Source organism: Roseovarius sp. ZX-A-9 (assembly GCF_028369135.1).
Taxonomy (GTDB): Bacteria; Pseudomonadota; Alphaproteobacteria; order Rhodobacterales; family Rhodobacteraceae; genus Roseovarius.
Genome location: NZ_JAPWHW010000006.1, coordinates 198733 through 211866, shown reverse-complemented (window position 1 = coordinate 211866; position 13134 = coordinate 198733). Strand labels below are relative to the sequence as shown.

The 13134-nt window shown below is 60.5% G+C and carries 12 protein-coding genes and 2 pseudogenes; 10 read left to right on the top strand and 4 right to left on the bottom strand.

The window, feature by feature from the left end; all coding sequences use genetic code 11:
- The 6 genes and pseudogenes from O3306_RS08265 to O3306_RS08240 form a co-directional block, all read left to right on the top strand.
- Positions 1-117, top strand: a pseudogene (locus O3306_RS08265) (type II toxin-antitoxin system RelE/ParE family toxin); the annotation flags it as partial.
- Positions 118-554: 437 nt separating this feature from the next.
- Positions 555-635 (top strand): annotated as a pseudogene (locus tag O3306_RS08260) (IS481 family transposase); the annotation flags it as partial.
- A 476-nt stretch (positions 636-1111) separates the two neighbouring features.
- Positions 1112-2008: a LysR family transcriptional regulator gene (locus tag O3306_RS08255; RefSeq protein ID WP_272005562.1), complete on the top strand. Its 897-nt coding sequence runs from the start codon at positions 1112-1114 to the stop codon at positions 2006-2008.
- A 460-nt stretch (positions 2009-2468) separates the two neighbouring features.
- Positions 2469-3290: a 3-methyl-2-oxobutanoate hydroxymethyltransferase gene (gene panB, locus O3306_RS08250; RefSeq protein WP_272005560.1), complete on the top strand. Its 822-nt coding sequence runs from the start codon at positions 2469-2471 to the stop codon at positions 3288-3290.
- On the top strand, positions 3287-4219 hold the full coding sequence (locus O3306_RS08245) for a hydroxymethylglutaryl-CoA lyase (RefSeq protein WP_272005557.1): 933 nt from the start codon (positions 3287-3289) through the stop codon (positions 4217-4219). The genes panB and O3306_RS08245 overlap by 4 nt, the downstream gene beginning before the upstream one ends.
- Before the next feature lie 28 nt (positions 4220-4247).
- Positions 4248-5456, top strand: coding sequence for a CaiB/BaiF CoA transferase family protein (locus tag O3306_RS08240; RefSeq protein WP_272005555.1), 1209 nt, complete (start codon positions 4248-4250; stop codon positions 5454-5456).
- A gap of 246 nt (positions 5457-5702) precedes the next feature.
- Here O3306_RS08240 and O3306_RS08235 read toward each other — a convergent pair whose 3' ends face one another.
- Positions 5703-6686, bottom strand: a complete 984-nt coding sequence (locus O3306_RS08235) for an SMP-30/gluconolactonase/LRE family protein (RefSeq protein WP_272005553.1) — start codon at positions 6684-6686, stop codon at positions 5703-5705.
- Between the two features lie 257 nt (positions 6687-6943).
- Positions 6944-7168, bottom strand: coding sequence for a hypothetical protein (locus O3306_RS08230; protein WP_272005551.1), 225 nt, complete (start codon positions 7166-7168; stop codon positions 6944-6946).
- A gap of 126 nt (positions 7169-7294) precedes the next feature.
- Here O3306_RS08230 and O3306_RS08225 point away from each other — a divergent pair, with 126 nt between their 5' ends.
- From O3306_RS08225 to O3306_RS08210, 4 genes are all read left to right on the top strand, one after another.
- On the top strand, positions 7295-7774 hold the full coding sequence (locus tag O3306_RS08225) for an Lrp/AsnC family transcriptional regulator (protein ID WP_272005549.1): 480 nt from the start codon (positions 7295-7297) through the stop codon (positions 7772-7774).
- Positions 7775-8142: 368 nt separating this feature from the next.
- Complete coding sequence (locus O3306_RS08220; protein ID WP_272005546.1) at positions 8143-9135, top strand: TRAP transporter substrate-binding protein; 993 nt, start codon at positions 8143-8145, stop codon at positions 9133-9135.
- 4 nt (positions 9136-9139) lie between these two features.
- Positions 9140-9655 carry a TRAP transporter small permease gene (locus O3306_RS08215; RefSeq protein ID WP_272005544.1) on the top strand — a complete coding sequence of 172 codons (516 nt, stop codon included), beginning with the start codon at positions 9140-9142 and terminating at the stop codon, positions 9653-9655.
- A complete protein-coding gene (locus tag O3306_RS08210) occupies positions 9652-10929 on the top strand; it encodes a TRAP transporter large permease (protein ID WP_272005542.1) in 1278 nt (425 codons plus the stop codon). The genes O3306_RS08215 and O3306_RS08210 overlap by 4 nt, the downstream gene beginning before the upstream one ends.
- 89 nt (positions 10930-11018) lie before the next feature.
- Here O3306_RS08210 and O3306_RS08205 read toward each other — a convergent pair whose 3' ends face one another.
- Positions 11019-12401 carry a sensor histidine kinase gene (locus tag O3306_RS08205; protein ID WP_272005540.1) on the bottom strand — a complete coding sequence of 461 codons (1383 nt, stop codon included), beginning with the start codon at positions 12399-12401 and terminating at the stop codon, positions 11019-11021.
- The gene (locus O3306_RS08200) at positions 12394-13065 is read right to left on the bottom strand and encodes a winged helix-turn-helix domain-containing protein (RefSeq protein ID WP_272005538.1); all 672 of its coding nucleotides are present in this window, start codon (positions 13063-13065) and stop codon (positions 12394-12396) included. Before O3306_RS08200 ends, O3306_RS08205 begins: the two co-directional genes overlap by 8 nt.
- Between the last annotated feature and the right edge of the window lie 69 nt (positions 13066-13134).

Genomic DNA, 13134 nt, shown 5'->3' with positions numbered 1-13134 from the left:
GAACGCCATTTCGTCTATTGGCGTCATCTCTCGAATGGTGACATCGGGATCGTGACCATCCTGCACGAGCGCATGCATCAGATCGACCAGTTTCGCGATGATTTTGGGCTCGGATGATCGGACGCCTTTTCACGGCGCATCAGATTTGCGCAGCGTGGAGTTGTCAATGTTTGCACGGTCCAGCGGTAACAATAGCCACCTACTTGCTGGAGGGAAGGAGGATGCCGCTCTCACCATACGGCATCACCACGTCAAACGCTTGCAGTGCTGGAGGCGCTCGTGGGGCGCATTGCGCGAAAACTAAAAATGTAAAATCAATGTCTCGATGTGGAGAGGGTTCGACGCCAGACCCGTTCCCTCCGCCACTTGCCCCTGCGAAGGCGTTCTCTCAATCCGGCTACGGCCGGATTTTTCCGTTATATTAAAGGGTTATGCGGGGGAGGCTGTTCACCGGCCCGGGCGCATCAATGCCCGGAAGCGTTCTCTCCCCGCCTATATTCTCTGGACCTGATGACTGCGCTGATCTGGTGCAGTTTTAGTCCGGCGTTGACAAGGAGCGTTTTTACAACTTCCACAGGCCACACGGCGCGCACAACGGAAAAGCGCCTTACGAAGCGCTCAGAGAAAAGCTATAAACAACGAAGGGGACGTCTCACGAGTAACCGCACCTTACATGCCGCATGTCGCATTAGGACAAGAAACACGAAAGCGGTGGGACAATTATCCCGAAAAACCAAATGAAACTATGGGGCATTTGTGTGTCCCACTTTTCCTTAAGTATTTGTTTCCGGGCATTTTATGAACTCCGCCCCCGGGCACCATTAGAAACCTAGTAAAATATGGTGTTTTTTGCACTCACAGTGCCGTTGGGTTTGGTTGTTGTTGCCTCAAGACGACAGACTGACATTGCCCTTTCCTTGCTGCTGCTTCCGTCATATCGACCGGCGACGCGCTGCGGGTTGCCCTTTTCCAGTCGATCAGCCTATCATCTGCGGTGCATCGTCAGCATTACGCGCATCGGCTGCCGAGCGGCAGGCCCTGCGAGCTTGAGACCGGAGGGGCTGGGTTGACCGCGGAGCAGCAGAATTTTCCCCTCGCACGATTCGATCTCGTGACCCTGCGCATTTTCCTGACCGTCATTGATACCGGCAGCATTCGCTCGGCGTCGGAAAGCCTGAACCTGTCGCCGTCGGCGATCAGTCGGCGGCTGGCGGAGTTGGAGGAGAACTTCGGTCAGCCCTTCTTTTCCCGCCACTCCCGGGGTGTCGAGATATCCGATGCCGGGCATGTGATGGCGGCCAAGGCGCGCGATATCTTCGCCGCCATTGACGGCGCCCATTCAGAACTGCGCCGGCTGAGCAGCGGCGAAGCCGGGAGCCTTTTGCTGAGTGCCAATGGTTCGGCTTTCGTCAACGGGCTGGCGGCGGACATGAAGTGCTTCTCCGAACGCTTTCCGCATATTGGTATCGAGCTTTTCGAGCAGATCAGCCCGAACGTTGTGGCATCGGTAGTCAGTGGAAAGACCGAGCTTGGACTGATTTCGCGGACCTTTCGCCTTCCGCCCGAGATCGAATGTACGCGCTACTGCACAGACCGGCTGGTGCTGGCGGTGCCGCAAGGCCATGACCTTGCCGAGTTGTCGGAGGTCACGTTGTCGGACATGTCCTCCTATCCCAGTATCGGGGTGATAGAGGGCAGTTCGATGACCCGGCTGATCCGACGGGTGTCTGTCATGGGCAACAAAGAGTTCAAGTATCGCTACATGGCGAACACCAACGAGGTGGCGCGAACGCTGGTGGCGCATGGGCATGGTATTGCGATCCTGCCAGAGCAGTTCGTGCGCCCGCACGATCAGACCATGCCGATTGTGGCTGTGCCGATCAACGAAAGCTGGGCCGAGAGGGAGATCAGCCTCGTGCGGCACAGTGATGTGCCCTTGTCGAAAACCGCGACGATCTTCCGGGATTTCCTGCTGGAACTGGTGAAAGAGCGGGATATCGCACGCTAAGGGTGTCGCGTTGCGTTTTCCGTGACGCAAACATCTGGATTTCCCGCTTGGCGCAGAATGAACCGCCTTCCACCGTTTCCGCCACGACCGGCGCCGCTTGGGGCAAGCAGTGGGAGAGCCTGTTTCGCCCGGCTTCCGGCTGTATGCTGTTCGCGCCAATACTTTTTGCGGGTGATGCTCTTCCCTTCAGGGATGATGCTCCTGCCAAGGGGCGCGCATTGGACACCGCGTTGCAAATGGCGGAACGCATGGTTCGGGAATCGGCACTTCGAAGATGTTGGTCGCGGCTGTAGTCTGCACTGGACGAAAACGGTGCTGTATGCGCGAGGAGGAAGCACGCGTGCCAAGGTTCGGTATATTCCCGAAGGCGCGCGCGGTTTGCTCCTTGTTTTCGCATGACGGTTTCACATCACGCAGGCACGCGACGCGGCCCGCGGTTCGAACACGAGGACGGCAAATCATGAGCGTACATTCCGGAACCAAGAAGCTGACAGCGATGTCACTGGCGAACCGCCGTGGCGAGACGCCTGTCGTGGGTCTGACGGCCTATACCGCGCCAATCGCGGCGGCGATGGATGACAAGGTGGATTTCATCCTCGTCGGTGACTCGCTGGCGATGACGATCTACGGTGAAAGTTCGACCGTCGGGGTCGATCTGGACACGATGATCCGCCACGGGCGGGCGGTTGTGCGTTCGTGCAAACATGCCTGCGTGGTGGTTGACCTGCCGTTCGGGTCCTACGAGGCGTCGCCAGAACAAGCCTTTGCGTCGGCGAGCCGTGTGCTGATGGAAACCGGCTGTGACGCGATCAAGCTGGAAGGTGGGGCCGAGATGGCCGAGACGGCTGCATTTCTCGTGAAGCGGGGTGTGCCGGTGATGGCACATATCGGGCTGACGCCGCAGGCGATCAACACGCTCGGCGGGTTCAAGACGCAAGGCAAGGACGAGGCCGCTGTCGAGATGCTGGTCGCCGACGGCAAGGCAATGGAGAAAGCCGGCTGTTTCGCCATGGTGATCGAGGGGATCATGGAAAGCGCTGCCCGCAAGGTGATTGATGCAACCTCGGTGACAACCATCGGCATCGGTGCATCGGCAGAGTGCGACGGGCAGATCCTTGTCATAGATGACGTGATCGGGCTTTTCGCGGCATTCAAGCCGAAATTCGTGAAGCGTTATGCCTCGATTCTCGAAGATATCGAAGGCGCCATCGAGACTTTCGCCAATGAGGTGCGGACAAGGCAGTTCCCGAGCGCGGAGTATCTTTTCGGGGCCGGGAAATGACCATTGATATAACGATCACCGAGGTCGCCGCTCGCGACGGGCTGCAAAACGAGACGCATCCGGTCAGCACGGAACAGAAGATCGAGTTGATCGGGCGGATTGCGAAAGCGGGCATGAAACGTTTCGAGGTCACGTCCTTCGTGTCGCCCCGCGCCGTGCCGGCCCTGGCTGACGCCGAGGAGGTGGTGAAGGGGCTGCCGGAGCGTGACCGCCTGATCGTCGAGGGGCTGGTGCCGAACATGCGCGGGGCCGAGAGGGCCGCGGCGCTGAAGCTGGATGAGTGGGTGTGTTTTGCCTCTGCCAGCGAGAGCCATTCGCAGGCCAATTCCAACACCAGCACCGAAGAGGCGCTGGGCCGGTTGCAGCCGGTGATCGACCTGGCCAGACAGGAGGGTGTGACACCCGTGGGCGCCATCGCCACCAGCTTCGGCTGTCCGTTCGAGGGCGACGTGCCGGTCGCGCGCGTGGTTGATGTGGCCCGGCGGATGACGGATATGGGCGTCGAGACGATCAAGCTGGGCGACACGATCGGCACCGCATGGCCGTCGCGTGTGCGCGAACTGGTGCAGGCAATCAGGGCCACGCTGCCAAAAACGACGATTGTCCTGCATTTTCACAACACCCGTGGCATGTCCCTTGCCAACGTGCTGACCGGGATCGCCGAAGGCGTGGATCGCTATGAAAGCGCGCTGGGGGGCGTCGGAGGCTGTCCCTTTGCGCCCGGCGCCACCGGCAATGTCCCGACCGAGGATCTTGTGCATTTCCTGCATCTGGAAGGGAATCGGACGGGTCTGGATATGGACGGGCTGATCAAAGCGGGCCACTGGTTCGAAACGGTTCTTGAGCGCAAGCTTCCCGCGCATTTACTGCGCGCGAAGCCGGTCGGGGTCACCACCGACCTGTCGGAGATGAAGCGCGCGACCGGGTGAACGCACGGTCAAACTGGAAGGAATTGGCATGAGCCTCAAAGGAATCCAGGTCATCGACCTGACCCGGATCATCTCGGGTCCGTTCTGCACGCAGCTGCTGGCTGATTTCGGGGCGGACGTGATCAAGATCGAAACGCCCTCGGGTGACCCGCTGCGCCAGCAGGGTAGGGGCCGGAACGGGCTGAGCTGGTATTTCGCCGGCTACAACCGGAACAAGATGTCCGTGGCGCTGGACCTGCGGAGCAAGGAGGGGCTTGAAGTTCTGCGCGACATGATCCGGGGCGCTGATGTGCTGGTGGAAAATTACCGGGCCGGGGTGCTGAGCAAGATGGGGCTGAGCGACGCGGCGCTGGAAGAGCTGAACCCGAAACTGCTGGTCTGTCACATCAGCGGCTTCGGTGCCGACGGGCCTTATGCGCAGCGGCCGTCCTTCGATTTCATCGCGCAGGCGATGAGCGGCTTCATGAGCGTCAACGGCAACCGCGACGATGATCCGCTGCGCAGCGGCCTGCCGGTTTCGGACCTTGTGGCGGGGCTTTATGCCGCGCTGGGGATATCGGCCACGCTGGCAAACTCCACGCGCGAGGAGCGCCGGTTTCAAAGCGTCGACGTGGGATTGACCGACAGCCTGATCAGCCTTTTGAGCTACATGGCGAGCGATACGCTGGCCGCGGGCAGCCCGCCCGAGCGCAGCGGAAACGATCACCCGCTGGTTGCGCCTTACGGGTTGTTTCAGACGACGGACAAGCCCATCGCCATCGCCCCGAGCAACGACATGATATATGCGCGGCTGCTGAAGGTTCTGGGGCGCGAGGATCTGCTGAATGACCCGCGATTTGACACCAATGAAAAACGGATGGCTGACCGGGCCGCGATCCGGGCCGAGATCGAGCCGATCTTCCTGACTGACAGCTGCGCCGCCTGGATCGAGCGGCTGAACGAGGGCGGGGTGCCCGCAGGGCCCGTGATGTCGGTGCCCGATGTGTTCAGGGACCCTCAGGTGCAGCATCGCGAGATGGTCGTGGATGTGCCGCATGGCGAGCATGGCAACGTGCGGATGCTGGGCTTCCCTGTAAAGGTCAAACCCGATGGCTGCGAGATGCGGCGTCCGGCGCCGGAGTTGGGCGAGCATGGCGACGCCGTTTTGCGGGCACTGGGCTATTCTGACGAACGGATTGCCGAGCTGCACGCGAGTGGCGTGCTGGCCGGGAAAGCCGAGACGGAAAGTGGTGTCTGAGCTCTCCAACCGGGTGCAGTAAAAGCCGCCGGGCTGGACTGGCTTTGAGTAGTTTGGCGGCGCGTTTTGGACGAATTTCTTGGCAGCGTCCGAGGCTGGCCTGCCCAGGGGCCAGTGAGGGCGAAATACCTCGTTTTCAGCGCGGTACGGCGTTCTTCTCATCCGGAACGCGCATCATTCACCTCGTTGCCATCACGACGGCAACGCTGCAAAGCCCCGGCATCCAGGCCCCCAGCGCTATGCGCCTCAGGCCCAGGTCCAATGAACGGGGGGATGCCCGGCGACGGGGCTACGGAAGGTCGCGATACTGTCACCCCAAATACAGCCGAGGTACGCGGTTTTTCTATCCGGCCCGCCGAAGGCGATACTCGAAGTGTTGAGCAACACGGAGGAGTGGCGCTCATAGACGAAGTCGGAATACAGCTCGCCGGCGCTCAGCCGCCGCTCTACCTCGGCGACGTGGTCAGGTTCGAAATCTTCGAACAACATGACCACGTCGCCTTCGGGAGAAACGCGGAAAATCCGGTTGGTGACGACGCTGATCACCCATAGGCCGCCGTCTTCGTCGAAGGCGAGTCCGTCCGGGAAGGTGCCGGCGCCGTATTCGGCCACGACCCTGCGGTTGGTGAGGTTGCCGTTGGCATCGAGGTCAAAGCCGGTGGTGCGCTTGCCGAAGGTTTCATTGACGTAGAAATTCCGTCCCTGCGGGTCGATGCGGCATTCGTTTGTCCAGATGAACCCGTCAGCCACGATCCGTGCGCCTTTTGCATCGATCAGCCCGACGAAGCCATCCGCCTGGCTCGTGGAAAAGGCGATATTGCGCGGGCGCATGGAGGAGACGCAGAACCAGATGCGTTCGAGGTCGTCCATCCAGACGAAATTCACGGTCGGTAAGGTGATGCCGTCAACCTCGGTCAGGAAGGGGGAGAGCGTGCCGTCGGCGTCGATCTTCCAAAGCCCGCCGTCACTGCCCAGATTGGCGAAGATAATCGACCCGTCCCGGTTCAGGACGAAACCATTGGGCTTGAAGCGCTCCGGGGCGTCAGCGTTGCCGCCGATGAGGGTCTGTGACCCGTCTGGCCCGGTCTTGAGAACCCCACTGCGCAGGTCGCTGGCGTAGACCGCGCCGGAGCTGCCGCACAGGATGCATTCAGGACGGTGCAAGTTCTTGATGTCGAAAGAAAAGTCTGTTGCCGAAAGGCAATAGGGCCAAATGTTCGCGCTGTCCATTGTCGTCTCCCCGACACATTCACGTCGCTCCGGGGGGGACGGTAGCATCGGCATGGATTAATCAGAAGTGCCGATTCCGAACGCTCGCGTTCTTGCGAGTGCAACGCAGTCGTGCATGACAAATCAGCTTATGTTGTGGCGAGTAGAGGCCCAGTAGGCAGCCTTCACTCAACCGCCCGTGCCAGCATGGAGTGATGAAGATCCGCCCATCTATCAATTAACCCACGGGTGAAAGCGAACGTCCACCCCCACGGGCGTCATGTGTTCTGCCCGGTTTCGAGGTCGATGTACTGGGCGATCCTGTCCATGAAATTGCGTGCCAGTTGTTGGGGAGGATCGTTGAGCACGATATCAAAGACGTAGAGGCTGCCCTCTCGCCGATCGAAGCTCATCGCGGAAAACCCCAATCCCATGCGCCGTGCAGTGTCCATGACACGGCAGGCGGTGTTCAGCGGGTCGCAACAGTAGAATCTGGCCTTCATTTTCGGCACCTCCTGTACGGAAGCTAAGCCGGGTGTGGGAAAAGGTGTTTTTGAAGTTTACTGTTGTTCGGAAAATTTGCGGAAGTATATGCTTTAAAATATCACATCCTAAGAAGATTATTTTTCATGGCAGAGAATATACAGATTGATGAAATCGACCGGCGAATCCTTCGGGCGCTCGCAATTGACGGGCGCATTTCGAACGCCCGGCTTGCGCAACAGATAGGTCTTTCCGCCAGCCCATGCTGGCAGCGTGTTAAGCGCTTGGAGGACCACGGCGTGATTGCAGGGTACCGGGCCATGCTCGATCAGGAAAGCCTGGGCGCGCCAGAGATTGTCCTGATCGAAATCATACTCGACCGTCACGATGACCGTACGTTGGAACTGTTCGGGGCAGAGATGGAAAAGCTGCGCGAAGTACTGGAGGTTCACTTGACGACGGGTGAATACGACTACCTGATCAAGGTTGCCGTCAACGGAACGCGCGGCTACGAGGAGTTTCTGCGAAAGAAGCTTTACCGGATACCGGGAATTCGCCATTCAAGATCGAGCTTTGTGCTTCGGAGTCTCAAGAACGTTCAGGCATACATCCCGGATGGCGCATGAGGAGGGCGAGTGCAGGCATGGCAGGGCGGGGCAATCGCTTGACCGCCGGCCAACCAGTTCAAGGTGCCGTTCCCACGCATGGCGCGTCCCGACTGAACAGGCGCATGGAGCGGGTTCTTTCCGGTTTGTGTCGCCGGAGTGCGAGATGTGATGGTCGGGCCATTTCGCGTCATCGCCAAAGCCGGGGCGTTTCTTCTCTGCCGCAGTCTCTTTTCATCTGTTGGCATTTCACCCGCGTTTTTCGGTCGATCGTCTCGCGTTACGTTTTACGCAACACACCGCTCCAAAATCACGACTACGTTATCCAAGGCCATAGCGACTATGCTGTGGCCAGTGCTACCGCGCCTTTGGGCGCAAGGGAGGATACCATGAAAATTTTCGCACGCGGCGGTCTCGCCGCTATCACGGCCATTGCGGCCCTCACCTTTGCTGGCATGTCGGATGCCCGCGAACTGCGCATTGGGACGATCTCGGCCGCCGGCAGCCCGTGGGACAAGGCGATGAATCGCTTTGCAGAAGTGCTCGCCGAGGAAACCGACGGTGATCTGACTGCCGCCGTTTACACCGACGGCCAGCTCGGCGACATCCAGCAGATGCTGACCGGCATGCAACTCGGCAATGTCGAGATGGGTTATTTCGGCCTTGGATCCGGTCTCTTTCTGAAAGGTGCCGGGCCCCTCAAGGTCATCTACGCACCTTACCTGTTCCGCGACCGCGACCACGCCCAGAAGGCGCTGAACAGCGAGGTCTTCCAGAAGATCTACGACGACATTGCCAAGAAAACCGGCGTGCGCATCGTTGGCGCATGGGGCAACCGTTCGCCCCGCGCGCTCCAGACCACGAAGGGCCCCATCGAGACGCCCGCGGATCTGGATGGCATGAAGCTCCGCGTGCCTGGTCTTGCGATCTTCCAGGACATGTTCAAGACACTCGGCGTCCAGACCGTGCCGATGTCGATGACCGAAATCTACACCGGCATGTCCAAGGGGCTTGTCGAGGGGCAAGACAACGGCTTTGACCTTGCCGTGCCGCTCAAGTTCCACGAAGTCGCCAAGTTCTGGTCGGCCACCGATCACTCCTACGAGGCAACCGGTTGGTTCATTTCCGAGCAACTCTGGCAGTCGCTCAGCGACGAGCAGCGCGCCGCCATCCGCACCGCTGCCGAGGCTGGGGGCGAGGTCACCTCGGCCGAAGAAGAGAAGCTCGAAGCCCAAGCCATCGAGATGTTCAAGGAGCAGGGCGTGACCTACACTGTGCCCGACAAGGAGGCGTTCCGCGAGGCGCTCTCGGGCATCGCAGAGAAATACGATGGCGTCGACTGGCCCGAAGGCTTCATCGACCAGATCAAGGCGATCCAGTAAGCACATGAGTGTTGGACGATCTGTTTACGACCGCACCGCGGTCGTGGCAGAGCGCCTGCTTCGGCAGGTGCTCTGTTTCGTCGTCTTCGTCCTCATGGTCATCATTGCGGTGACCATGTTCGCCCAGGCGATGGACCGATACATTATCGGTTCCGGCTTCTCGGCTTATGACCAGCTTGCCAAGATCGCGATGATCTGGCTGGCCTTCCTCGGCCTACCGCTGGTGCTGATGCACCGCGAGAACATCGCCGCCGACTTGCTGTCGGATTTCCTCGGGGAAGGGGCCCGGAAATTCCGCAACCTTCTCTTCGATATCATGATGGCGATGCTTGCCGCCGTCGTACTGTGGCACGGTCAGCCCGTCATGCGCGTTGGCGCCTTTCAGGACATCATCGGGACGCCCTTCACTTACTGGTCCGTCTACTGCGGACTCAATATCGGCATGGCGCTGACCGTCGTGGTCCTCGTGGCCCGCATCGTTTCGGTGTTCCTGCCCCCTGTGCGGAGCACCCGAACATGACCGGAGCCGTCCTGGCGCTCTTCCTTTTGCTGCTGCTTGTTGGCTTTGACGTGGGCTTTGGCATGATCGCCTCGACCTACCTCTCGGTCGTCACGGGCGAGCGCATGGTCAATGGCACTGTCCTGCCGGTCCAGATCGTCGCGGGTATCGACAAATACGTCCTGGTTGCCATCCCGCTCTTCATCCTCACGGGTGAGATCATGAACCGCGGCGGCCTCACCCAGCGGCTGATCGACTGGGCGCTGGCGCTCGTCGGCCACATGCGTGGTGCACTGGCGCAGGTCTCGCTGCTCACCAATCTGCTGATGGCGGGCGTCTCCGGCTCTGGTGCTGCCGATGCCGCTGCCACCGGGCGCATCCTTGTCCCGGCCATGCGCCGCGAGGGCTATAACGAAGGCTATGCCGGCGCGATCATCGCCGCCGGTGCCATGCTGGGGCCGATCATCCCGCCCTCGGTGCCGATGATCGTCTACGCTGCCATGGCCAACGTCTCGGTCATCCGCCTGTTTCTCGCGGGTCTTCTGCCGGGCCTGCTGCTTTTCGCGGGTTTCGCCGTGATCGGGTATCTCTACCCGACAGGACAGGCGATCGAGCACCGCCGCCCCCGCCAGTCTCTGGCGGTTCAGGGCAAGGCGACGCTCTTCGCACTGCCGGTGCTGACCCTGCCCATCGTCGTGCTGGGCGGCATGCGTTTCGGCATCGTCACCGATACAGAGGCCGCCGCCGTTGCCGCCGTCTGGGCGCTCATCGTCTCGGTATTCCTGTCGCGTGAACTCAATGCACGCGGCATCTACTCGGCCACGGTCACCGCCGCACTCAGCGCCTCGGCCATTCTCTTCCTGCTAGCGGCGGCCGGGCCACTGGCCTGGATCATCGCCGAAAGTCGCATCAACCTGGAAATTGCCGCGGTCATTGCGGGGATCAGCGACAATCCCCTCGTCGTCCTGCTGGCCATCAACGTGCTTTTGCTGCTTGTGGGCTGTTTCCTCGAACCGCTGCCGGCGATGATCGTCTTCCTGCCCACGCTCACGCCCATCGGCATGTCGCTCGGCATCGACCCGGTGCATTTCGGGATGATCGTCATCCTCAACCTGATGATCGGGATGCTTACGCCACCTGTCGGACTCCTGTTGTTCGTGGCGGGCTCTGCCGGCAACGTGCCGGTGGCGGCCATCATTCGGCGGATATGGCCGTTCCTGCTGTGGTCGCTGATCGTGCTGGCACTCGTGGTGCTTGTGCCGGGGCTGAGCCTCTGGCTGCCGGGCTCGGTCTAGAAACTGCATGTAGGTTTCAGGCGAAGTCGGCCCCCTCTCAACAAGGGGAGGGTGTCCTGTTCATTTCCAAACTGGCTAAAGACTGAATACTAAGCGCCACCGTCCTTGGGAAAGGTAACACAGACCTTCAGGCCCGGCGCATTGTCCGACAGCGCGATCCGTGCATCGTGCAGTCGGCAGATCGCCTTGACCAATGGCAGGCCAAGCCCGTGCCCTTCGAAGGTGCGGCTTTTGTCGATGCGGTAGAAGCGGCGAAACACCTTTTCGGCCTCATCCGCCGGGATCCCCGGACCATCGTCTGCAATGCTCAACACTGCATTGTTCGAACCGTTTTCGAGCGTAACATGAAACGTCGCACCCGGCGGACAGTGACGGATCGCGTTCTCGATCAGGTTCGCCAGCAACTGGCCGAGCAAGGCGGGATCGCCCTGTATCTGCACCGGGTTCCGCGGCACGGAAGTAATCAATACCTGCCCTTCATCCTCTGCCACGGGCTGATAAATCTCGGTCACGTCCCGCACGATAGTGGCCAGATCCAGCGGGACGAAATGCTCGTGCTGTGTGCCCGATTCAATTTGCGCGATGCGCAGCAGGGCCTTGAACGTCTCGATCAAGTTTTCCGTCTCGGCAAGCGCCGCTTGCAGATCCTCGTCATCGGAGCGTCCCTCGATCATCCGCTCCAGCCGCTGACGCAATCGCTGCAAGGGGGTGCGCAGATCATGGGCGATGTCAGTTGCGATCTGTTTCTGGCTTTCCAGCAGGGCCTGCAACTGGTCCAGCGTGGCGTTTACGGCGCCGGACACGCGAGACAGGTCGTCCGTACCGCGTTGGGCCGCGGGAATGCGGTCTGCCAAGGCGCCGCGTGATACATTTTCGAGGGTCTCCATGATCCGCCGGATACGCCGCTCGGTGCGTATGCCCACCGATGTGCCAATGATCAGCCCAGCCGAAATGACGAGTATGTAGCCCGCGACCAATGCGATGCTGAGCGCCTCCATCACCTCGGCAATCACATGATCGCCCGTGCCCTGGATCAGGGTGTAGGGGCCGATCTGGTCGAACCTGATCCAGTATCCTGAAACCTCCGGGTCGGGCAGCGCGCCCGCATCAACGGCAGTGACCGGCAGAAAGTCGCGCCCCGCCGCCTGATCGATCTCGATCACGTTCCCGGCAAGATGTTCGCCGTCCGGGCCGCGCAGTTGATAGATGCGTTCGTTATCAAAACTGAATGCGCTCAGGACCGCGACGCGATCTGTCAGAATGACTGCACCATTCGCATCAAAGACCCGTTCCAGCGCAACCGCGTCGGACCTCATCTGGTCCTCGATCCAGTCGCGCACCTCAAAATCCGTCATCCAGTAGGCGCCGAAAAACATCACCGCAGACAGGATGGCGTAGAGAAACGCGAATTGCAGCGATAAGCGCACGGATGTGCGGTTCAGGCCCAGTCGGGAACGCGCGCGGTCAGGCATGAAGGCTGTATCCCGCGCCGCGCACGGTGTGGATCAGGCTGGACGCGAACGGTTTGTCGATCTTGTTGCGCAGACGGCTGATATGGGTCTCGACCACGTTCGTGCGCGGATCGAAATGGAAATCCCAGACCGCTTCCAGCAGCATGGTGCGGGTCAGAACCTTGCCGGTATTGCGCAGCAGGTAGACCAGCAGGCGATATTCACGGGGTTGCAGCGTGATCGGCTGCCCAGCCCGTTCAACACTATGGCGTACCAGATCCAATTCCAGATCCGCGACCTTCATCACCGTTTCTTCAGTCTGCATCGGCGGGCGGCGCATCAGCGCGAGGATTCGTGCATGCAGTTCGGAAAAGGCGAAGGGCTTGACCAGATAATCGTCGGCCCCGGCCTCCAGCCCCTCGACCCGGTCATTCAGGCCGCCCAAAGCACTGAGGATGATGATCGGCGTTGGAACATCGGCGATGCGGATGGACTTGACCAGCGACAGGCCGTCCAGCTTGGGTAGCATGCGGTCGATCACCATCACGTCAAAATCATTGTCGAGCGCCTGCAGATAGCCCTCTTTGCCGTCCACGGCATGCACCGGCAGGTGCCCCTGCGCGCTCAGGCTGGAGCAGATGTAATCGGCCGTTTCGACATCGTCCTCGACCACCAGGATACGCATGATCGCTGTGCCTCACTCAGTGTTTCCCCCGTATCCTTTACTTCAACCAGGGGCCATTTACGCCACTGA

What these genes read in the sequence shown, in the direction of transcription:
- O3306_RS08245 (WP_272005557.1), top strand. Translation starts at nt 3,287, where the DNA reads ATGACCATTGATATAACGATCACCGAGGTCGCCGCTCGCGACGGGCTG.
- O3306_RS08200 (WP_272005538.1), bottom strand. Translation starts at nt 13,065, where the DNA reads ATGCGTATCCTGGTGGTCGAGGACGATGTCGAAACGGCCGATTACATC.
- O3306_RS08220 (WP_272005546.1), top strand. Translation starts at nt 8,143, where the DNA reads ATGAAAATTTTCGCACGCGGCGGTCTCGCCGCTATCACGGCCATTGCG.
- O3306_RS08240 (WP_272005555.1), top strand. Translation starts at nt 4,248, where the DNA reads ATGAGCCTCAAAGGAATCCAGGTCATCGACCTGACCCGGATCATCTCG.
- O3306_RS08210 (WP_272005542.1), top strand. Translation starts at nt 9,652, where the DNA reads ATGACCGGAGCCGTCCTGGCGCTCTTCCTTTTGCTGCTGCTTGTTGGC.
- O3306_RS08235 (WP_272005553.1), bottom strand. Translation starts at nt 6,686, where the DNA reads ATGGACAGCGCGAACATTTGGCCCTATTGCCTTTCGGCAACAGACTTT.
- O3306_RS08205 (WP_272005540.1), bottom strand. Translation starts at nt 12,401, where the DNA reads ATGCCTGACCGCGCGCGTTCCCGACTGGGCCTGAACCGCACATCCGTG.
- O3306_RS08215 (WP_272005544.1), top strand. Translation starts at nt 9,140, where the DNA reads ATGAGTGTTGGACGATCTGTTTACGACCGCACCGCGGTCGTGGCAGAG.
- panB (WP_272005560.1), top strand. Translation starts at nt 2,469, where the DNA reads ATGAGCGTACATTCCGGAACCAAGAAGCTGACAGCGATGTCACTGGCG.
- O3306_RS08225 (WP_272005549.1), top strand. Translation starts at nt 7,295, where the DNA reads ATGGCAGAGAATATACAGATTGATGAAATCGACCGGCGAATCCTTCGG.
- O3306_RS08230 (WP_272005551.1), bottom strand. Translation starts at nt 7,168, where the DNA reads ATGAAGGCCAGATTCTACTGTTGCGACCCGCTGAACACCGCCTGCCGT.